We start from the raw sequence: 21,396 nt of genomic DNA, 5'->3' as shown, positions 1-21,396 counted from the left end.
CAAGCCGCCCTGCGCCGATCCGGTTCAGGGCGCACACATCAATGGTCAGCCGTTGGCCAGTCGGTGTAGCCCTTGGCGCCGCCACCGTAGTAGCTCTCGCGTGGTGCGATGGTCAGTTCGGTGCCCCGACGCAGGCGCTCCACGAGGTCGGGGTTGGAAATGAACAGGCGCCCGAACGCCACCGCGTCAATCCGGCCCTGCGCCCGGCGCTCCAGTGCCATCTCGAGGTCGTAGTTGTTATTGCCGATGAAGGGACCTTCGAACTGCGCGCTCAATGCATCCAGATCAACGCCATCAGGAACCGTGCGCGAAGTCGCGGTGGCGCCTTCGACGAAGTGCAGATAGGCCAGATTGAGCCGGTTGAGCTGCTGAATCAGATACCCGTAGGTCGCCATGACATTGCTGTCGGGGGGCGTGTTTCCGGCATCGGGCGTGACCGGCGAAAGACGAATGCCGACGCGGTCACTGCCCCAGATCGAAATCACCGCTTCAGTGACTTCAAGCGTCAGTCGGGCGCGGTTCTCAAGGGTGCCGCCATACCGGTCAGTGCGCTGATTGGTCGAGTCACGCAGAAACTGGTCGAGCAGATAGCTGTTCGCCGAATGAACCTCCACGCCATCGAAACCGGCACGCCTGGCATTTTCAGCGGCGCGCTTGTATTGCTCGATGATGCCGGGAATCTCCGATGTCTCCAGCGCTCGGGGCATCGACACTTCGACAAAGCCGTTCTCGGTGTAGGTGCTGCCTTCTGCCTTGATCGCCGACGGCGCAACGGGAGCGGCGCGGTCGGGCTGCAACTCGACGCTGGAAAAACGCCCCACGTGCCACAGCTGGCTGACAATCCTGCCACCTGCGGCATGGACGGCGTCCGTGACTTTTTTCCACCCCGCCACCTGCGCGTCCGACCAGATCCCCGGCGTCATGGCGTAGCCACGGCCCTGCGCCGAAATGTTTGTCGCTTCGGCAATGATCAAGCCGGCACTCGCGCGCTGTGCGTAGTAAGTAGCGTGCAACTCGTTCGGCACGCCGTCTTCAGCCATCCGGCTGCGGGTCACGGGCGCCATGACAATCCGGTTGGCCAATTGCAGGGCACCCATTTGCATGGGAGAAAAAAGATCCGTGTTGCGACTGTTATCAATCATGTTGCATACCTTCAATATCAGACCGGTCGTCTAGTAACTTGATGAAAAAAATCGCCTGTACATCAGCAGGCGTTTACTCGTGCAGCACCGTCAGTGCTTCTTGTGATCTTCAGGCCTTTTGTGCGTCCGGGCGGGTGCGCGAAGGCACAAGGGTCACCCTCTCCCATTTGGCGATCACCAGGGGCGCAATCGCATTGCCCAACACATTCAGGGTGGTGGTGCCGCTGTCGATAATCCGGAAGATGCCGGCGATCAGTGCCACGCCCTCCAGCGGAAGACTGGCAGACGCCAATGTGGCCGACAGGATGACGATGGCGAATCCAGGCACCCCGGCAGCACCTTTGGAGGTCAGCACCATGGTCACCACCAGCAGGATTACCTGAGAAAGCGACAGATCGATTCCATAAAGCTGGGCGATGAAAATTGTCGCCACGCCGAGGAAGATCGACGCGCCATCGAGGTTGAACGCGTACCCCACTGGCACCACAAAACTGACAATGCGCCGTGGTACGCCGTAGTTCTCCAGCTTGCTCATCAACTGCGGCATGACCGCTGCAGAGGCAGCACTGGAGAACGCAAGAATCAACTCGTCGCGGAAATACCTGATCAACTTGAAGATGTTCTCGCCGATCAGGTAACTGATTCCTCCGAGCACTACCAATGCGAAGACGATCAGCGCCAGATAAACCACACCAATCAACTTGAGCAAGGGCAGCAACGAGGCAAAACCGAAGGTAGCGACGGTCGCACCGATCATGCCGAACACCCCTATCGGGGCATAGGCCATGACGATCGAGACGATCCTGAACATCGCATCTGAAATGCCCTGGACCAGCGCAACCACAGGTGCACTTTTTTCCTTGGGCAATGCGTTCAGCGCGACACCGAACAACACCGCGAAGAACAGCACCGACAGCAGCTTCGCCTCGGACATCGCTACCAGAACGTTATCCGGAACGATGTTTTGCATAATCACGAGCGCGCCCTTCGAAGGCTCCATCGTGATGGCAGTAGTACCGTGCGCGATGCCCGAAATATCGGTGCCCGTACCGGGTTCGAAGAGGTTCGCGAAGCACAGGCCGATCACGATGGCCAGGCCGGTGATCGCAAAGAAATAGCCCAGCGACTTGATGCCCATCCGGCCGAACGACTTGTTATCCCCGCCACCGGCGATACCCAGGATCATGCAACAGAACACGATGGGCACGACTACCATCTTCATCATCTTGATGAAGATATCGCCAAGCGGTTTCAGGATCTCCGTGCTGACCCACGACTGATACTGCGGATGGGTATTGAAGTACCAACCAACGAGCACGCCAAGCGACAGCCCGGCAACGATTTGCCACACCAGGGGAATACGTTTCATGTCTAGCCTTCTTGTTGGAATGAAAGGACTGCATCAATCGGCAGTTGCTAGAGTCATGAGCTTCCAGCTCACTTGAGATCAAATGGCACAACGCCGTTGTGCCATTGCGTTTCTTACTTGGCGAAGAGCTGGCTCATATCCTTGAAGGCCTTGAATTCGAGGGCATTGCCGCAAGGGTCGAACAGGAACATCGTGGCTTGCTCGCCAACCTGTCCTTTGAATCGAATGTAAGGTTCGATCACAAATTCGGTACCGAAAGACTTGAGGCGCTCTGCCAGCGCTACCCACTCTTCCCATCCCAGGATGATGCCGAAGTGAGGAACAGGAACGTCGTGCCCGTCGACCGGGTTGCTGTGAACGCTTTCCTGAGACGCGGTTTTCGGGTGTTCGTGAATCACCAGTTGATGCCCGTAAAAGTTGAAATCGACCCATTGGTTGCTGGAACGACCCTCTTCCAGGCCAAAGACCTCACCGTAAAAAGTGCGGGCTGCAGCCAGGTTGTAAACGGGGATGGCGAGGTGGAATGGCGAAAGGCTCATCAGGACTCCAATACGGTTTTTGTGGTTGGTGAGCACATCGTAGGGCGACACTGACAGCAAAAAAATCAATATATATTTCTCAGAAACACAACTAATATTTGTGAATGATCAAAGAACTCAAGACCCTCATTGCCGTCGCCCGGGAAGGCACTTTCGCAGCTGCCGGCAACCGGATAGGCCTCACCCAGGCGGCGGTGAGCGCCCAGATTCAACGTCTGGAAGCCGAGCTCGGCTTTGAAATATTCGACAGAAAAGGACGCACGGCCCACCTCAACAGGATGGGCCAGCAAGTCCTGCTTCAGGCGCAGGAGCTGCTTCGTCTTTACGACAACCTGGGATCGACCACCGTCGGTCTTTCCACCCGCATTCTGGTCAACGTCGGCGCAATCGCCTCTGTCCAGCGATCGTTTCTCCCGGACGCACTCGCCCGGTTTCACCAACAGTGCCCGGAATGCCGAACGCGTGTCGTGCCCGGTCTTTCCATGGAGCTGGTGAACCTGGTGGATACTGGCGAAATCGACATGGCGGCGATCATTCGGCCGCCCTTCTCGCTTCAAAGCGATCTGCGCTGGACCACACTGGCGCTTGAACCCTACCGTCTGATCGTGCCCAAGGACGTACCGGGAGAAGACTGGATCGAACTGCTCTCAAGCCTGCCGTTCATTCGCTATGACCGCTCTTCATTCGGCGGCAGGCAGGTCGATCGTTTCCTGCGACAGATGCATTTCACTTTGCGTGAAGTCTCTGAGTTGGATGAGCTGGAGGCCATCATCAGGCTGGTGGAAAATGGCGTAGGGGTCGCGCTCGTGCCGCAGACGGCCACCCATCAGCAATGGCCGTCAGGTGTGCGGGCGCTTGATCTCGGCCAACACACGTTCCATCGTGATATCGGACTGGTGCACAGGCCTCGGCGAAGTTTCACCGAGCCTGTCAGGAAATTGGCTGAACTTATTCTGGAGCAATTCAAGGTGGCGGCTGAGTGAGGGTCGATGGCTCACCCCTCAACAAGCCGCCCCGCAACCCACGCACGACTATACCCAAGCACCCTCCCCGCCAACCCCAGCGGAAAATGAATCACCCCATGTGCGGTTTCCGGCAGCAGATGCACCTCCACTTCCGCCGCCCTGCCCCAACGCTCAGCCAACTCAAGCGTGTCATCCCTGAGCGGATCCAGTTGCGCAGCAAACATCAACGCTGGCGGAAAACCGGTGAAGTCACCGTACAGCGGTGACAACGGCGCCTGCCGGCGTTCTTCATCGTTCAATCCCGGCGTGAGCATTTGCAGCGCTTCAACCATCCCTGGCCCGTCCAGCAGCAAGGTATCGGGCCCGGCGTTGCGTACGCTGGGGGTTCCGGTAAGGTCATAGACGCCGTAATACAGCAGCGCCCCGCTCACCCGTTCGAGCAGGTCCGGCCACTGTTTCAGTTGCAACAGGGTCGCGACGGCGAGATGGCCGCCTGCCGACTCGCCCACGACGATAACGGGCAGGTTCGCAAACTCGCGGCAGTCATCGCTCAGCAGCCAGCGGGCGGCCGTGAGGCAGTCCTGCATGACGCCCTCGATCGGAGTCGAGACCACAAGCCGATAGTCAACCGAGACCACTGCCACGTCGCAGGCTTTCACCATGGCGATGTTGAGGGGATCGTTCATCTGCGCGTTGCCGATGACCCAGCCACCACCATGAATATCCAGCACCACACCTTTGGCCTTTGTCTTGGGCCGAATAATCCGCACCGGCACTGATGCGCCGTCGACACCCACCACTTTTCGTTCAGCCTCGAGCCCGTGCTTGAGCAACTTTCTTGCGCCGCCCAATTGGCTTAGCCGCAACAGCAACTGAATCGCCCGTGGCGTGATGCGATTGCGGATACGAAAGCGCGGCAGCCGGGCAAGCTTGCGGTTGAACGCGCGCAATTGTGCCAACTCGTTATCGTCTGCGGGCCAATCCGTTGATTTCTTCATTTCGTCCTCTTTATTCGCGAACGTTGCGCAGAATGGAAAAATATCAGCACATTGGATCTGTTGCTGCCTGGATTCCCGGAGCAACGCAAAAAGCTCATTGGCCGTTTGTCGCCCCGTTGATAGGAATAGGCAATGATCAAAGACAAACCGACATAGGTGAGCGTTTCTTCGATGGATACCATGAGCTGAAACCGCATTCACCGGAGCCCGTCATGACCACCACCAAAACCCTCTTCATCACCGGCGTCAGCAGCGGCTTCGGCCACGCGCTGGCCAAGGAAGCGCTGGCTGCCGGCCACCGCGTCATCGGTACCGTGCGCAGCGAAGCCGATCTGCAAGCCTTTCAGGCTCTTTCTATCGATAATGCGTACGGCGTGCTGCTGGACGTCACGGACTTCGACCGCATCGAAAGCGTCGTGGCGACCGTCGAAGCGACCCACGGCCCCGTCGATGTGCTGGTCAACAACGCCGGCTACGGCCACGAAGGCATTTTCGAAGAGTCACCGCTGGAGGACATGCGCCGCCAGTTCGACGTGAATGTGTTCGGCGCGGTCGGGGTGACCAAGGCGTTTATGCCGTTCTTTCGCCAGCGGCGGGCGGGTCATATTCTCAATATCACCTCGATGGGCGGCACAATCACCATGCCGGGTATCGCGTACTACTGCGGCAGCAAGTTTGCGCTCGAAGGCATCTCCGATACCCTGAGCAAGGAACTGGCGCCGTTCAATATCTTCGTGACCGCCGTCGCACCGGGTTCATTTCGGACTGACTGGGCCGGTCGTTCGATGCAGCGCACGCCCCGCAGCATCGCCGACTATGACGCCAGCTTCGATCCGGTGCGCAAGGCGCGCGAAGACAAGAGCGGCAAGCAGCTCGGCGATCCGCGCAAAGCGGCGCAGGCGATGTTGCAGATCATCGCCAGCCCTGCTCCGCCAGCGCATCTGTTGCTCGGCAGCGATGCATTGAGCCTGGTGCGCGACAAGCTGAAACGCGCCGCCAGCGAGATCGATCAATGGGAAGCGCTGACCCGTTCCACCGACCATTGAACGGCCCACAGAGAGAACCCGATGAAACAGGCCGACCCAAGCACTTCGCGCATGGTGCAGCTCATGGAAACGCTGGCACCGGTCGAGGGCTACAACCTCAGTGCGCTGGAGGGCGTGCGCTTCCTGCGCTCGAACCGGCCACTGACCCGCACGCCGGTGCTGTACGACCCCGGCATCGTGATTCTCTGTCAGGGCCAGAAGCGCGGGTATCTGGGCGATGACGTCTACGTGTATGACGCCCAGCATTACCTGGTGGTGTCGGTTCCGATCCCCTTCACCATGGAGACCGACGCCTCTGAAGATGAGCCGATGCTTGCGATCTATCTGCAACTGGATTTCCAGGTGGCCAGCGAGTTGATGCAGCAGGTGGATGAGATTCACGGCCCGAGTGATGCGCCACCCAAGGGCATGTTCGCCTCACCGATGGACGACACCCTGCGCGCATCGACACTGCGCTTTCTCGAAGCCATGAACATTGCGGGTGAGGCGCAGATATTGGGGCCGTCGCTGTTGCGGGAAATCTATTACCGCATCCTGACCGGCGAACAAGGCGGCTCGATGCGCGCTGCACTCAATCGACAGGGGCACTTCGGCAAGGTGACGCGGGCGATCCGCAAGATCCACAGCAGCTATCAGGAGCGCCTGGACGTCGAGCAACTGGCCCGCGAAGCGAGCATGAGCGTGCCCAGTTTTCACCTTCACTTTCGCAGTGTGACGGATGCCTCCCCCATGCAATACCTGAAATCGACGCGCCTGCATCAGGCGCGACTTTTGATGTTGCGCCATGCCATGACTGCCTCAGCGGCGGCATTCAGCGTCGGCTATGAAAGCGCTTCGCAGTTCAGTCGCGAGTTCAAACGCTTCTTCGGCCGAACGCCGCAAGCGGAGATCGAGTGGATGAAGGCAACGTATGCGTTGCCTGCGCCGTCGTCGGCCTCGGTTTATGTTTCGTCGCATTAGCCGATCAGGCATCTACAGGTGACTGCGGGGTGTCCGGGTCCAGTTGCCGACGGCGGAACTGTCCAGGTGGCTGTCCGTGGATCTGGCGAAACCGTCGGGAGAAATAAGCTTCATCCGCAAACCCACACAACCTCGCCACCTCGCCCACCGGCCGGGTTCCATTGAGCAGGTAATTGCGTGCCGCGTGCATTCTGCGTTCCAGCACCAGCTCGGTGAAGGTCTTGCCGATTTCCTTGCGCAGCCAGTGCGTGAGATAGGTCGGTGACAGATAGGTCGCCGCCGCGACCTTGATCAGATTGAGATCAGGGTCGGCAATGTTCTTGCGCAGATACTCGAACATCCGGCTCAGCGCATCCCGCCGACTGGCTTGCGCGGCATTCTCTTCTGCCAGGCGCTTGAGCGGTTCGGCATACAGGACGCACACCTTGCCTACCAGTTGCAGCAGCAATCCCTTGAGCACTTCGCGTGTACCGAACTGACGATTCTCGTCCAGGCCGCGCATCTGTTCGATCAAGCCACAGACCTCGTTGAAGTCCTCATCCCCCAGAATGAAATCCAGATGCTCCTGAAAGCGGAACGGCGACAGTTCGGGCGCCAGGAGAATCGATACCTCCTCCAGATCCATCGGGTCGCACTGCAAATGCGGCAGCAGAAAGGTCTGGGAAAAGTTGATCACCATGAAGTTGCCGTCCGCCGGATGCGGGATCACGTGCACGCGGTGCGGCAGGATGAATGCCAGCGCGTTACGCGGAAATGGACGAACCGCGTTGCCAATGTGCTGCACCGTGTCGCCGCCGAGGTTGATCTGGATCTGGAAGTATTCGTGTCGATGCGGGCTGGTCTCGGCGCGGCGACCTTTCTTGTCACGAATATAGAAGTCCATCATCTCGCTGCGTTGCTGCATGACGTAGGTGGGCACACGGCATTGTGACGTCATTTCTTGAGAATCCTCGACAGGTACTCGGGCAGGTTTTCCTGGCGTTGCCGAGTAATCGGCGTGGCTCATCTTGAAGGTTCGGCGCCAGCCCTTCAAGCAGTCATACGATGACATCAGGTTCAGTGATTTTTTACACCACCACTGCCGATGCTCACTGTCCAAAAAAAACGACCACACAGTCATCATTTTTCATTATTAAAAACAATAACTTATGGAGCTAATCGAAAAGTAAAAGGAAAAATCACGGTGTGGATTTTTTTGGACAGGTTTATCTGGCGCTCCCTTCTCCGGAAAAAATGATCTAACACCTTGATTGATTTCAAGAGGTTGTACGACCACTGTATTTCCCATGCAGCCCAACCTCATTCAAAAACAAAAAAGGTGCGCACGTCATGAATCTGCAATTGCTCCCCGCCGCCCCTCCCCACCCTTTACCGACGATGCCAGCCGGAAGACGTAGCTGAACGTCTGACCCTGGCCGTTTTTGCCATTGGTTTCAACTTCGATTGCCTTGCCCCCGAACAGCGGGCAACGGCGTCGGCTGTCCGCAAACAACTCGACACTTCTAACAATAACGAGGTCCACTCATGTCGAATTCACACACCTCCCCCACCACCGCCCCGCCGTTGATTGCCGGCGACAGGGATGCCGTCTCTTCCCGGCGGCTGCCGACACGACGTCGCTGGTTCATGCTCTCGCTGCTGCTGATTGCAACGATCATCAACTACATCGACCGGGTGAACATCTCGATTGCCGCTCCGTTCATGGCCAAGGACCTGGGCCTGGACAAGATTGAAATGGGGCTGATCTTCTCCGCCTTTGCCTGGACCTACGCACTGGCGCTGGTGCCAGCCGGGTTTATCGCCGACCGCTTCGGCTCACGTTTTACTTACGGGGTTTCACTGATCAGTTGGTCAACCGTCACGGTGTTTCAAGGCTTCGCCACGGGATTCGCTTCGCTGTTCGGCCTGCGGCTGGCCGTCGGGGCGATGGAAGCGCCGGCGTTTCCGGCCAACAGCCGTGCGGTGACCGTATGGTTTCCGGCGCGGGAACGGGGCATGGCCAGCAGCATCTACGTCTGCGGGCAATACCTGGGCACGGCGCTGTTTACCGGTGCCTTGCTGTGGCTGGCCACAACCTTTGACTGGCGCCATGTCTTCTACAGCACCGGCGCGCTCGGCATCGTCTTTGGTGTGCTGTGGCTGTATCTGTATCGCGATCCGTTGAACTGCAAGAAAGTCAGCAAGGAAGAACTGAAATACATCGAGGCCGGTGGCGGACTGGTCAAGAGCAGTCAGGAGCGCACCCGTTTCAACTGGCGGCAGATCGCGGAGCTGTTCAGCTATCGCCAGGTCTGGGCCATTTGCATCGGCAAGTTCGCCAGCACCTCGGCGCTGTACTTCTTCCTCACCTGGTTCCCGACCTATCTGATTGAAGAGCGCCATCTGACCACGATCAAGGCGGGGATCTTTGCCGTGATGCCCTTCGTGGGCGCAACGGTCGGCATCCTGCTCGCCGGCATCGTCTCCGACCTGTTGATCCGTCGTGGATATTCAATGTCTTTCGCCCGGAAACTGCCGCTGGTGGTCGGGTCGATGCTGGGCATGTCGATCGTGCTGGTGAACTTCACCGACTCGAACGTCATCTGCATCGCCGTGCTGACCATTGCCTTTTTCGCTCAGGGCATCGCGTCGTCCTCGTGGGCGGCGGTGTCGGAGGTGGCACCCAAGGAACTGATCGGGCTGACCGGCGGGATCACCAGCCTGGCCGCGAATATCGGCGGCATCGTCACTCCGATCGTGATCGGCGCCATCGTTCACGCCACCGGCTCGTTCGCCTGGGCGTTCTGGTTCATTGGTGCCGTGGCGCTGATCGGCACCCTCTCGTATTCGTTGCTGCTCGGCCGTCTGTACCGCATCGAGTTGAAAACGCGCTGAAGCCAGAACAACCGTTTTCTCCAATTTGAGGCGGCTTTCGTCCAACTTCGCCAGCGATTGCCGCCGTACGCTTACCTTTCACACAGGACTTGCAGCAGGATGAACATGACCGAATACGTCTTTACCCCGGATCTGCCAGTGACCTTGCCGGTTGTCGGCAGCGAGCAACGATTTCCCGTCGGACGCGTGTTCTGCGTCGGCCGCAACTACCCGTGGCCGGACACCCTGGGCCAGCCGCGCCAGCCACCGGTGTTCTTCATGAAACCGGCAAGCTGCGTGGTAGACGCCGTCGGTGAAGTGACCTTCCCGTCACTCACCGAAGAGTTTGCCCATGAAATAGAGCTGGTCGTGGCCATCGGCGAAGGCGGCGCGCAGATCCCCGAAAGCCAGGCGCTGGCCTATGTCTGGGGATACGCCGCCGGACTGGACCTGACCCGCCGTGACGTACAGCGACTGGCCAAGCGCGACGGTTTGCCATGGGAAGGTGCCAAGGTGTTTGACGGTGCCGCACCGATGACCGCCATTGTGCCGGTCACTCGGACCGGTCGGCTCGAAGGGGAATTATGGTTGAGCGTGAACGGTGAAGAACGCCAACGCGATCGACTCGACAGCCAGATCTGGTCGGTGAGTGAAGTCATCAGCCGCATCTCGCAAGCCGTCACGCTCAAGGCCGGCGATCTGATCATGACCGGCAGCCCCGCCGGCGTCGATGTCTTGCAACCCGGCGACGTCATCAGCGCCGGGATCGACGGCATCGGCCAACTCGAAATGCGCGTCGGCCCCCGGTCTTGAGTCTGGCCTTAAGTGATTGGAAAAAAGGAGAACAACAAGATGTCTGACACTCAATCCTTGAAAGTTGCCCTGGTGACCGGCGCCGGTAGCGGAATCGGCCGTTCCGTGGCCTTGGGCCTGCTGGCCGACGGATACACACTGGTATTGGCCGGACGCCGACCCGAACCCTTGCAGGCGTTGGTCGATCTGGCGGCCAGCGAAGGAAACGAAGCGCTGGCGGTGCCCACCGATGTACGCGACCCGGCCAGTGTCGATCATCTGTTTGCAACCATTGCCGAAGTTTATGGACGCCTGGACGTGGTCTTCAACAACGCCGGGGTCAATGCCCCCGCCGTGCCGCTGGATGAGCTGACGTTCGAGCAGTGGCGAAACGTGATCGACACCAACCTCAACGGTGTTTTTCTCTGCGCCCGAGGAGCGTTCGGACTCATGCGCCGGCAACAGCCCCAAGGCGGGCGCATCATCAATAACGGTTCGATTTCGGCCCACACTCCACGTCCTTTCAGCAGCGCGTACACCGCCAGCAAACACGCGGTATTGGGATTGACCAAATCCCTGGCGCTGGATGGTCGGGAATTCAATATCGCCTGCAGCCAGATCGATATCGGCAATGCCTTGACCGAAATGTCGGTGCGCATGACCAAAGGCGTACGCCAGGCCAACGGCAGCATCGCCGTGGAGCCGATGGTCGACGTCAAGCATGTCGCCGACGCCGTGCGTTACATCGCCGGCCTGCCCCTGTCGGCCAACGTCCTGAACATGACCGTCATGGCGACTGCCATGCCGTTTGCCGGCCGTGGTTGAGCCGGCTTTTTTATTGCGTAAGTGAGGTTTACATGAAGCCAGAAGTCTTGCAGCTCAGCCCGATCCTGATTCCGGAAATCAATGCCCGTCTCGGCGAACTGTTCACGATCAGGCGTTATTTCGAGCAGGCCGACAAAGCGGCGTATTTGCAGGAACACGGCGCCAACATTCGCGGCGTGATCACTGGTGGTCACACGGGCATCAGTCAGGCGTTGATGGCGCAACTGCCCAAACTGGAAGTGGTGGCGGTCAACGGTGTCGGCACCGATGCGGTTGATTTGGCCTACGCCCGGGATCGCGGGATTCGAGTGACGGCGACCATCGGCGCACTGACCGAAGACGTGGCCGACCTGGCCATCGGCTTGCTGATCGCCGTGTGTCGCGGGTTGTGCACCAGTGACCGTTACGTGCGCTCGGGCCAGTGGCCGCAGAGCCCCACGCCACTGGCACCGCTGCCTTTGGCGCGGCAAGTGTCCGGCATGCGTATCGGCATCGTGGGCATGGGCCGGGTTGGCCGAGCGGTCGCCACTCGCGCTGCCGCGTTTGGCTGTCCGATCAGTTACACCGACCTGCAACCGATGAGCGATGTCAGCCACACCTTCATCGCCGACCTCAAGCAATTGGCCCGCGACAGTGATGCGCTGATTCTCGCGGCGGCCGCCGACAAGGCCGAGGCCATCATCGATGCCTCCGTGTTGCAGGCCTTGGGCAAGGGTGGATACCTGATCAACGTCGCCCGAGGGAAACTGGTCAACGAAACCGATCTGGTGGCGGCCCTGAAGGCCGGCGAGATCGCGGGCGCGGCGCTGGATGTTTTCGTCGATGAGCCCAACGTGCCTGAAGCCTTGTTTGCCCTGGAACAGGTGGTGCTGCAACCACACCGCGCCAGCGCGACCCTGCAGACTCGCACCCGCATGGGCGAAATGGTTGTGGCAAGCCTGGTGGACAGCTTTGCCGGAAGAACTCCGCCAGGATGTGTGACCGGCTGAGCCTCACAGTCATCGGGGGCCGCTGCCCCCGATGATGGATTCCAGACCCGGACTACAACGTGTAGGAAATGCCGACCTGCACCGTTCTCGGTGCCCCCGGATAGGCGTAAACGTTACCGAATGCGCCCTCGTCGTAGTCCCGGTCGAACAGGTTCTTCAGGTCGAGGTTGAGGCGTACCTTGTCATTGACCTTGTAGTAGCTGAGCAGGTCGACAACGGTATAGCTCCCCATCGAGAACGCGGTGTTCGCCGTTTGACCCGCGCGCTCATCGACATATTTGAGCCCTGTCCCCAGCCCCAGACCACTGAGGGCACCGTCCTGGAACTCGTAGACATTGAGCAGGCTGAAGCTGTTTTTCGGGATGTTCATCAGTCGCGTGCCGGAGCGGATCACGTTGTCCTTGGTCACCTCGGCATCGACGTAGGCGTAACCCCCGATGACACGCCATTCGGGGGTCAGATTGCCGGCAACATTGAGGTCAAACCCTCGACTGCGCACTTCCCCGGCAGCCACGCTGAACGTCGAGTCCACCGGGTCAGTGGTCAGGACATTACGCTTTTCAATCTGATAGATCGCCGCGTCAACACTCAGCTGATGATCCAGCGCTTCCCATTTGATGCCCATCTCCCAGGACTTGCCTTTCTCCGGTTCAAAGCCGCCACCCTGCCGACTCGCGCCGGTATTGGGTTTGAAAGAACGCGCGGTGTCTGCGTAGACCGCGAGGGTGTCGGTCAGGTCATAGGTCACACCGACGCGGGGCGTGACGGCGTTGTCACTGGCCTGCCAGTTTTTGCCGCCGGGCACGTAGGTTTCATAATCGTGTTCGAAGCGTTCGAAACGGGCACCGGCCAGGACTTTCAACCGATCGGTCAGAGCCACCTGATCCTGTACGAACGCGGCGTAGGTCTTGAGATTTTCCTTGTCGTGGGTCGGGGTGCGCGTCAGTGCCGGACGGGGCTGCCCATACACCGGATTGAAGATGTCGATCGGATAGGCACTCACCGCGCCGCTGGAGCGCTGGATGATCGACTGGTAGTCGTAATCTTCGTATTCGATACCGGTCAGCAATGTGTGCTGCAGGCCGCCCGTGGCAAAGTGACCGGTCAGGTTGAGCTGGGTGTCCTTGTCCGTCCACTCCAGCTTGCGGTAGTTGAAGTTTCGTCCCAGGGTCCGGCCGTCGGCGGCAATGCCGTTGGCTTCGATGGCATTGCCCTGCAAGGTTCCGTCGAGCCACTGGAAACCACCGCCCAGTGTCCAGTCGTCATTGAGCACATGCTCGAAGCGCAATTGCGCCATGTTGTTGTCGTTGTGCAACTTGCCAGCGTCCGGTTCACCGAAGAAGGTGTCGCGGGAGGCGGTGCCAATCTGTCGGGGATAACGCGTTGCGCCGCGGTCCAGCGGATGGTTGTTGCGCATGAAGTCACCCTCGAAGATGACTCGGGTGTCATCGCTGGCCTGCCAGGTCAGCACCGGGGTCACGCCGTAGCGTTCGGTTTCGACGTGATCGCGGAAGGTATCGCCGCCCTCGCCCACCACGTTCAGGCGATAGGCCAGACGTCCCTCTTCATCGAGCGGACCGGAAGCATCCAGGGTACCGCGCTGCATGCCTTGGTCATTCAACTGGCTGCCGAGTGTGACCGTGCGCTCGGGCAACGGTTGTTTGGAAACGACATTGAAGGTACCGCCCGGATCGCCCCGGCCGTAGAGCATGGTCGCCGGCCCGCGCAAGACTTCCAGACGCTCGATGGTGTTGGCATCCGGCATGTTCGGATAACCGCGGTTGATCGGGAAACCATTACGGTAGAACTCGCCGGTGGTAAATCCGCGCACGGTGAACGTGGTCAGTCCCTGGCCGCCGAAATTGTTGGCTCGCCCTACGCCGCCCGCGTAATCCAGTGCGTCCTGCAGCCGTGTGGCACCAATGTCTTCGACTGCGTCTTTGGTGACGACACTGATCGACTGCGGGGTTTCATGAATCGAGGTATCGGTTCGGGTGGCGCTGGCCGAACGGGTCGCGCGATATCCGTGTACCGGGCCGTCCGCTCTTTCGTAGTCAGCGGTACCGACCACATCGGTTGCATCCAGCTCCAGCGCTGACACCGTTGAATCGGATGGCTCGGCCCACGCAAAGGGAGACAACGTTTGCAACACACAGATGGACAGCAGAGTTCGACGCATGAGGGGAGAACCTTACGGATAAGCCAGAACGAAGGGGATAACTGCCAGCGAAACGCGAGGGATGGTATACCAAGCCTTACGCAATTGATAGGCGTTCCCATTCGTTTATGCAGCTGACTCTCAACCTCTTGCGTTCATTCCTCCTTACACGCTCAGCAAGCGCTCGGTGGTCGCCATCGACGTACTCAACGATTGCCCTGTGCGTTGCAGCTTGTTCAACAAACTGGCTCCCAGCCATAGCTGATACAGGGTTTCGGCCAACTGCCGGGCATCCCCCGGAGGCAGGCTTTTATCGTCCTGCCCCTGTTCGATACACGTGGTGATGCGCGCCACCACTCGCTCGGCGCCATCACGCAAGGTCAGGCGCATGGTTTCGGACAGATCAGACACCTCGGCGCTGAGTTTGACCACCAGGCATTCGTCGCCATGGCCTTCGAGGGTGCAGCGATCCTGCCAGCCCTGCCAGTAATCCATCAGCCGCTCACGAGCACTCAAATCCGGTAGCGTCAGGCGTCGCTCCATGTCGGCCAGATAGTCGACGAAGTAATCCTCGAGCAGGGCCTGGCCGTACAGTTCCTTGGATTTGAAGTAGTGATAGAACGAGCCCTTGGGCACGCCGGCGGTCTGCAGGATCTCGTTCAGGCCGACACTGGTGAAGCCTTTCTCGGCCATCATCCGGTGGCCGGTGTCGAGCAAATGTTGGCGGGTGTCGTCGTAGGTCGGTTTCATGGGGCGCAGATTACCAGGCAATAGACCAGTCGTTTAACTCAAAGGAACGCGAGTGTGCCACATCTGTCCATGAAAAAGCTTCACAGAAAAAAATACTAGACGACTGGTCTAATTGGAAACTATGCTGCGCTCCGACAAACTTTTTCCGCGGTGTCGATCCTGTGCGAATCCCTTGCTCATGAACGCCACCTGACCAACCCAGGGTGCTCTATGAAAATCTTGATGGTTCTGACTTCCCACGATCAACTCGGCAATACCGGCAAGAAAACCGGCTTCTGGCTCGAAGAGTTCGCCGCCCCCTACTACGCCTTCAAGGACGCCGGCGCCGACGTCACCCTGGTTTCGCCCGCTGGCGGCCAGCCTCCGCTGGATCCGAAGAGCGACGAGCCCGATGCACAAACCGAAGAAACCGACCGTTTCCGCAAAGACCCCGCCGCCCAACAGGCATTGGCAAACACTGGCCGCTTGGCCGACGTCAGTGCCGAAGACTTCGATGCCGTGTTTTACCCGGGTGGCCATGGCCCGCTCTGGGATCTGGCCGAAGACAAACACTCGATTGCGCTGATCGAAGCTTTCGCCCGCAGCAATAAGCCTCATGGTTTCGTCTGCCATGCGCCGGGGGTGCTGCGTCATGTTGTCGACGCAGACGGAAAACCGCTGATCCAGCATCGCGAAGTGACGGGTTTCACTAACTCCGAAGAAGCAGCGGTCGGTCTGACGGATGTCGTGCCGTTCCTGATCGAAGACGAATTTCAGCGTCTTGGCGGCCGCTACTCCAAAGTCGCTGACTGGCAGGTTCATGTGGTGACGGATGGAAAACTGGTCACCGGGCAGAATCCTGCCAGCTCGGCGGCCGTCGCCGAAAAACTGTTGAAGCTGCTCGGCTGAAGAATTTCGCTTCGCGCTTCAATGACCGATCCGAACACCGTGTGCGTGTTACACGGTGTTCTTTTTTTCGCCCATTAAATAGTCGACTGGTCTAATAAACCCGTGGACAGGATGCATCCATGAATAACAGCCGTTTCTTCACCCCCGCCACCCTGGGCCACCACACCCTGAAAAACCGTATCGTGCTGCCGCCCCTCACCCGCCAACGCAGCACTCAACCGGGCAATGTCGCCAACGAATTGATGGCTGAGTATTACCAGCAGCGAGCCGGCGCGGGCTTCCTGATTACCGAAGGCACCCAGATCGAACCCCGTGGCCAGGGTTACGCCTGGACCCCGGGCATTCATACACCTGAGCAAATTGCCGGTTGGCGCAAGGTCACCGAGGCCGTTCACGCCAGAGAGGGGGTGATTTTCGCCCAGCTCTGGCATGTCGGTCGTGTATCGCACAGCGCTTTGCAACCCGATGGCGCCGCGCCAGTGGCGCCCTCCGCTGTCGCCACCGATCGGGTCAGCGTTTTCATCGAGACCGGGCCGGGCATGGGGGCTCTGGTACCGCCGTCCGCGCCTCGCGCATTGACCACCGAGGAAGTGCAGGAACTGGTTCAGCTGTATATCCAGGCCGCGCGCAATGCCATGGACGCCGGCTTCGACGGTATCGAACTGCACTGCGCCAATGGTTATCTGGTCAACCAGTTCATTTCCGCCCACAGCAACCTGCGCACCGATCAATACGGCGGTTCGCTGCATAACCGTCTGCGTTTTCTGCGCGAAGTGGTGGCTGGCGTCGCCGAATCCATCGGCAAGGAAAAGGTCGGCGTGCGCTTTGCGCCGCTGTTCACCACCACCGATGAAGCGCGGACTTATCTGGGTATGGTCGAGGAAGACCCGCACACCACTTACATCGAAGCGATCAAGGTGCTGCAAGACGTCGGCATCGCCTACCTGTCCATCGCCGAAGCCGACTGGGACGACGCGCCAGTGATGCCGGAAACCTTCCGTCGAGCGGTGCGCGACACCTTCAGCGGCGCGATCATCTACGCAGGTCGCTACAACGCGGAGTCCGGGGCACGGTTGCTCGACTCCGGATTGGCAGACTTCGTGGCTTTCGGTCGCCCGTTCATGGCCAACCCGGATCTGCCGGCGCGCATCGCCAATGACTGGCCGCTGAACGCGCTGAACCCGGCCACAGTGTATGGCGGGCATGCCGAAGGCTATGTGGATTACCCGGTGTACGCCGATTAGTTTTCGCTGGCGACACTTTTGGCGAGCTGGTTCCGGCCCGCCCCTTTGGCTTGATACAGCGCCTGATCTGCCGCCTCGATCAGGCCTTGTACCGCGTCCAGCTGCGAACCCTTGGCCGCGGCAATTCCGATACTCACACTCACTCGGCCGAAGGGGCTGGCCGGGTGAGCGATGGATTCGTGCGCCAATCGTTCAAGGATCATTTGCGCCACTATCCCCGCACCGTCACTGTCGGTATCCGGCATGATCACCGCCATCTCTTCGCCGCCATAGCGCGCCGCGAGATCGGACGGCCGGCGCGCGCAGGTTTCAATGATTCGACCCACCCGCCGCAAACATTCGTCGCCGGCAACATGCCCACGGGAATCGTTGAACAACTTGAAATAGTCCAGATCAATCATCAGCAATGCCAATGAGGTCCCGTCCCGCTTCGCCCGACGCGCTTCCATCTCCAGGGTCTGATCGAAGCAACGTCGGTTTGCCAGACCGGTCAGCGCATCCTTCATCGCCAACAGTTCAAGTTGCCGGTTCGTGCCGAGCAACTGTTGTTGGGTATCGCGCAACTCTCCTTCTACCTGCGTCCGGCGACGAATATCCAGGATCAGGAACCAGCCAATGACGCCGGTGAGCCCCAGCAATGTGGTAACCACACCGATCGACAGCAGCGCTTCAAATCGCCACGCCGCCAGGGCTTCGCGCTTACCGAGCGCAACAGTGGTGATCAGTGGCAACGTTTCACTCTTGCGAAAGGCATAGAGCCGTTCCACGCCGTCCAGACTGGACGTGAAGGATGCAGTGCCAACCGATTTGTCCACCAGGTACTTCGCATAGATCGGCGAACTGGAGAAGTTACGCCCCATGTCCTGTTCGCGGAAAGGGTAACGGACCAGCAGCGTGCCATCGGTGTAGGACAAGCCGATGGCGCCCTCCTGCCCTATATCGAGCTGGCCGAACAGACGCAGGAAGTTTTCCACCCCCAGGGTAACCGCCACCACACCGGCAAACTCTCCGCGATCGTCATTGAAACGCCGGCTGATGGTAATCACCCATTCCTGATTCGAGCGACTGCGAATCGGTGGGCCGATGAAGGGTTCGCGAGATGGATCATCACGGTGATGAATGAAATAGGCACGATCACCGCTGTTGGCACCGACAGGAATAGGTCGGTTGGATGACATCAACCAGTGACCTTTGTTGTCGTAGATAGTGATGCCACTCATCTGCGGCATCAGCGGTCGCTGCCGGTCGATCAAAGTCTTGAGCCGTTCGATTTGCGCTGGGCCACTGCCTTCCGTTTCCAGACGTTCGACGAGTCCGAGCAGAAGCAGCGAACTCTGCCGGACAATGCCTTCGGAATAAGTCGCGAGTGCCTGAGTCAGGTTCAACCCATGGACATTGACTTCATCCAGTGCTTGATCCCGAGAGCCCAGTATCTTCCAGATGGTCAGCGATGCCAGGGAACAGCCGATTACCAACAGCAAGAGCATTACAAGGTGAGTATCACGCTTCACTTCAGTACCTATGGAAAGTCCGGTTTCCGTCACCGCTATTGTTTGACCGGGGCATTACATCGACCGCGCGTCCGCCGCGGTGCTCTCGTGCTGGTTTCGCGAAAGAATCCGAGGTGCCCCGGACGACGGCAGGCGGCGCGAGGCGTCCTGCCGTCCCTGTTCTCCACTAGACGATTTTCAAAGCCTTGAGAATGACCAGAGTACTTTCGGCAAACGCCTGAGCCTGCCCGGTCAGTTCGGCAAGGTTTTCTTGCGCGGTGGTCAGGGCCCTGCCGTCCTTGAGGAGACCTTCACCCTGGCCGCCGATGATGCCCCATGCCAGTTGCGCCCATTCAGCCGGGTGCTTTTTGCCCTGTTTGATCGATATCAGGAACAGCTGCTGGAAGCGACTGACCGTCACCCCACCCCCGGTCACGGGACTCGCCAGGGTCTGAATCTTGTTGCCATACAACGAACGCTTGCACAGTTGCAGGTTGAGGGTATTGCAGCGGGCCTGCACCAGTTTTTCGGCAGCCTCGCTCTGACACGGCGCCACGGTCCCCATGCCGATCAACACGTTGAGAGCCTGCTCCACATCGCCATAGGCCAACGAGGGCAAAAGATCCAGCAAATGCCGCAAGGGCTTCGGCACATAGGCGTCATCCGCCAGCGCTGCGAGTACCGGACCATAGATCTCCGCCTGCAACGTAGCTGCGCCGGCCGGGCCGGTGACGTTGGCCGGCACGCTGTCGGCTGCCTGCAACAGGACGAAGCGCGTGCTGAGCATACGCTCGCGGTGCTCGGAGGCCGACAGCCTGTTGGCGCCGCGCACATAAAGATCCCGGCGGAAACTCTGGTTTACGAAGTAGTCACGCGCCTGCTCACGCATGACGGGATGGTCGATATTTTCCAGAAAGTCCATGCCTTCGGCGCTCAGATTGAGCGGATCGACGGAGTCCAGCGGGACGGCTGTCGTGGCGTAGTCGAGCTTGGCGGGCGCCAGGGCATCAACCACGTCGGTGAAATACATGCAGTTCCAGTCGCGGTTGAAATACTCATGGGCGATATACTGACGATCCTGGCCTTTGATGCTCCGGAGCTTGGCGTCCAGTCCTGGCGCCGAGTTGGCATATTTCGGATTTGCAGCCAGCAGCGCTTCGGAAAACTGCAACGCAGCGTCGATACGTTGATCAGGGCGCGCGCAGGCTTGACTGGCGAAACGGTCGTGCAGGCTGAAAAGCTGACGCAAAGGTGCCTGAGGCGCCCACCCCGGAAAGCAGTTGTAGCTGACGTACAGCAGGCCACCTGGTTTGAGATGACGACGGACAAATTCCACGATCAGTTTGTGGTTATCGCGGCTGACCCAAGTCCAGATGCCATGCAGACTGATACTGTCGAACTGAGGCAGATCATGACGGGCCAGCAACTGCTCGAAGCTGTCGTCATACAGTCGCGCATCACTACCCCAGTCGCTTGCAAGCGAGATGGCATGGGACGCCTGACCTGGGTGAAAGTCGGTGCCGACATAAGAGCCGGGATTGCCCGCCGCATGGATATTGATCGAAACACCCTGACCAAAACCCAGCTCACAGTGGTAGGCGTCGCTACTCTCCAGCGTGGTGTAACCGCGCAACAGAAGACAATAACGCTGGAAAACCGGATTGATTTCCCGGCTGTAACTGTAGGTGTAGCCTTCGTCCGTGAAATATCCCTCGTTCCAGGCATTGCTCATGCGTGCACCCTTTTCTTATATCGGAAGTGAAAGTCGCTCTTATACGGGGTAGTCGTGGCCTATCACAAGAGGAAAAGCGGTCAGGTAAAGGCCTCTTCGATAAACGCTTCCAACGTCTTCTCCTCCAGAATTTCGATCGAGAAGTGACCGAAGCGCTTGGGCAACCAGATGATGCGTGCCCCTGCCGGCGATTGCAGGTGTTCGCGGGACAACGATTTACCGTTTTCATCTTCAGGCTGTACGCCTTCAGCGACCAGTTCGTCGTAGGCTTTTTCGATGTCGGGAGTCGAATAGCAGTGACGATAGATCATGCCCTCGCCCGCACTATCCAGGAGTTCCCGCAGATTCCCGGCCAATGGCTGAACCAGCATGAAACGTTCCTGCCCGACCAACGCAATCGCATAGCGCACATGCAGGCCGCCCCGTTCCCACACCAGCGTCCTGGAGATGCTCGCCTTTAATATATGCGCATAGTACGCACAGGCTTCTTCGAGGTTATTCACCAATACATCGACGTGACTGAACTTGAGTTGCACTGCCTGCCTCCTGCTGGACTGAAGCTCATGGTAACCGTGCTCGTTGAAGCCATTGAAAACTTTCTTGCGGGCAAAACAAAACCCCAACTGCTTTCGCAATTGGGGTTTCGGAATTTAATC

Annotated in this window: 19 protein-coding genes; 9 read left to right on the top strand and 10 right to left on the bottom strand. The window is 59.1% G+C overall.

What is annotated here, in order from left to right:
• Positions 1–38: 38 nt before the first annotated feature.
• The 3 genes from QLG12_RS14275 to QLG12_RS14265 form a co-directional block, all read right to left on the bottom strand.
• Positions 39–1,142 (bottom strand): alkene reductase, encoded by a 1,104-nt coding sequence (locus QLG12_RS14275; protein ID WP_197870792.1) that lies wholly within the window; start codon positions 1,140–1,142, stop codon positions 39–41.
• 109 nt (positions 1,143–1,251) lie between these two features.
• Positions 1,252–2,511, bottom strand: coding sequence for a cation:dicarboxylase symporter family transporter (locus QLG12_RS14270; protein WP_282474748.1), 1,260 nt, complete (start codon positions 2,509–2,511; stop codon positions 1,252–1,254).
• A gap of 113 nt (positions 2,512–2,624) precedes the next feature.
• Positions 2,625–3,050 (bottom strand): VOC family protein, encoded by a 426-nt coding sequence (locus QLG12_RS14265; protein ID WP_282474775.1) that lies wholly within the window; start codon positions 3,048–3,050, stop codon positions 2,625–2,627.
• 104 nt (positions 3,051–3,154) lie between these two features.
• Here QLG12_RS14265 and QLG12_RS14260 point away from each other — a divergent pair, with 104 nt between their 5' ends.
• Positions 3,155–4,033 carry a LysR substrate-binding domain-containing protein gene (locus QLG12_RS14260; RefSeq protein WP_085655430.1) on the top strand — a complete coding sequence of 293 codons (879 nt, stop codon included), beginning with the start codon at positions 3,155–3,157 and terminating at the stop codon, positions 4,031–4,033.
• Positions 4,034–4,044: 11 nt separating this feature from the next.
• Here QLG12_RS14260 and QLG12_RS14255 read toward each other — a convergent pair whose 3' ends face one another.
• On the bottom strand, positions 4,045–5,013 hold the full coding sequence (locus QLG12_RS14255; RefSeq protein WP_282474747.1) for an alpha/beta hydrolase: 969 nt from the start codon (positions 5,011–5,013) through the stop codon (positions 4,045–4,047).
• A gap of 212 nt (positions 5,014–5,225) precedes the next feature.
• Here QLG12_RS14255 and QLG12_RS14250 point away from each other — a divergent pair, with 212 nt between their 5' ends.
• Positions 5,226–6,059 carry an oxidoreductase gene (locus tag QLG12_RS14250; protein WP_282474746.1) on the top strand — a complete coding sequence of 278 codons (834 nt, stop codon included), beginning with the start codon at positions 5,226–5,228 and terminating at the stop codon, positions 6,057–6,059.
• A 21-nt stretch (positions 6,060–6,080) separates the two neighbouring features.
• Positions 6,081–7,019: an AraC family transcriptional regulator gene (locus QLG12_RS14245; protein ID WP_282474745.1), complete on the top strand. Its 939-nt coding sequence runs from the start codon at positions 6,081–6,083 to the stop codon at positions 7,017–7,019.
• Positions 7,020–7,023: 4 nt separating this feature from the next.
• On the opposite strand, the gene QLG12_RS14240 is transcribed toward QLG12_RS14245, so the two are convergent.
• Positions 7,024–7,956 carry an AraC family transcriptional regulator gene (locus QLG12_RS14240; protein ID WP_282474744.1) on the bottom strand — a complete coding sequence of 311 codons (933 nt, stop codon included), beginning with the start codon at positions 7,954–7,956 and terminating at the stop codon, positions 7,024–7,026.
• Positions 7,957–8,543: 587 nt separating this feature from the next.
• On the opposite strand from QLG12_RS14240, the gene QLG12_RS14235 reads away from it, so the two are divergent.
• From QLG12_RS14235 to QLG12_RS14220, 4 genes are all read left to right on the top strand, one after another.
• The gene (locus QLG12_RS14235) at positions 8,544–9,893 is read left to right on the top strand and encodes an MFS transporter (RefSeq protein WP_011333663.1); all 1,350 of its coding nucleotides are present in this window, start codon (positions 8,544–8,546) and stop codon (positions 9,891–9,893) included.
• Between the two features lie 99 nt (positions 9,894–9,992).
• Positions 9,993–10,685 (top strand): fumarylacetoacetate hydrolase family protein, encoded by a 693-nt coding sequence (locus QLG12_RS14230; RefSeq protein ID WP_282474743.1) that lies wholly within the window; start codon positions 9,993–9,995, stop codon positions 10,683–10,685.
• A gap of 39 nt (positions 10,686–10,724) precedes the next feature.
• On the top strand, positions 10,725–11,489 hold the full coding sequence (locus tag QLG12_RS14225) for an SDR family oxidoreductase (RefSeq protein ID WP_282474742.1): 765 nt from the start codon (positions 10,725–10,727) through the stop codon (positions 11,487–11,489).
• Positions 11,490–11,521: 32 nt separating this feature from the next.
• Complete coding sequence (locus QLG12_RS14220; protein ID WP_282474741.1) at positions 11,522–12,478, top strand: 2-hydroxyacid dehydrogenase; 957 nt, start codon at positions 11,522–11,524, stop codon at positions 12,476–12,478.
• A gap of 52 nt (positions 12,479–12,530) precedes the next feature.
• On the opposite strand, the gene QLG12_RS14215 is transcribed toward QLG12_RS14220, so the two are convergent.
• On the bottom strand, positions 12,531–14,657 hold the full coding sequence (locus tag QLG12_RS14215) for a TonB-dependent siderophore receptor (protein WP_282474740.1): 2,127 nt from the start codon (positions 14,655–14,657) through the stop codon (positions 12,531–12,533).
• 144 nt (positions 14,658–14,801) lie between these two features.
• The gene (locus QLG12_RS14210) at positions 14,802–15,386 is read right to left on the bottom strand and encodes a TetR/AcrR family transcriptional regulator (RefSeq protein ID WP_064382045.1); all 585 of its coding nucleotides are present in this window, start codon (positions 15,384–15,386) and stop codon (positions 14,802–14,804) included.
• Between the two features lie 210 nt (positions 15,387–15,596).
• Here QLG12_RS14210 and QLG12_RS14205 point away from each other — a divergent pair, with 210 nt between their 5' ends.
• Together QLG12_RS14205 and QLG12_RS14200 are read left to right on the top strand one after the other, a co-directional pair.
• Entirely contained in the window at positions 15,597–16,274 is a 678-nt protein-coding gene (locus QLG12_RS14205; protein WP_282474739.1) for a type 1 glutamine amidotransferase domain-containing protein, read from the top strand.
• Between the two features lie 119 nt (positions 16,275–16,393).
• Positions 16,394–17,518: an alkene reductase gene (locus QLG12_RS14200; protein ID WP_282474738.1), complete on the top strand. Its 1,125-nt coding sequence runs from the start codon at positions 16,394–16,396 to the stop codon at positions 17,516–17,518.
• On the opposite strand, the gene QLG12_RS14195 is transcribed toward QLG12_RS14200, so the two are convergent.
• From QLG12_RS14195 to QLG12_RS14185, 3 genes are all read right to left on the bottom strand, one after another.
• Positions 17,515–19,029, bottom strand: a complete 1,515-nt coding sequence (locus QLG12_RS14195; RefSeq protein ID WP_197870816.1) for a sensor domain-containing diguanylate cyclase — start codon at positions 19,027–19,029, stop codon at positions 17,515–17,517. The genes QLG12_RS14200 and QLG12_RS14195 overlap by 4 nt on opposite strands.
• 166 nt (positions 19,030–19,195) lie before the next feature.
• Positions 19,196–20,740, bottom strand: a complete 1,545-nt coding sequence (locus tag QLG12_RS14190; RefSeq protein ID WP_282474737.1) for a class I SAM-dependent methyltransferase — start codon at positions 20,738–20,740, stop codon at positions 19,196–19,198.
• Between the two features lie 80 nt (positions 20,741–20,820).
• On the bottom strand, positions 20,821–21,276 hold the full coding sequence (locus QLG12_RS14185; protein WP_282474736.1) for a VOC family protein: 456 nt from the start codon (positions 21,274–21,276) through the stop codon (positions 20,821–20,823).
• Between the last annotated feature and the right edge of the window lie 120 nt (positions 21,277–21,396).

This window comes from Pseudomonas sp. V88_4, from assembly GCF_029967985.1.
GTDB classification, from domain to species: Bacteria; Pseudomonadota; Gammaproteobacteria; order Pseudomonadales; family Pseudomonadaceae; genus Aquipseudomonas; species Aquipseudomonas glycinae.
Note: the sequence above shows the minus strand (reverse complement) of the source record. Positions and strands in the feature narration are given on the sequence as shown.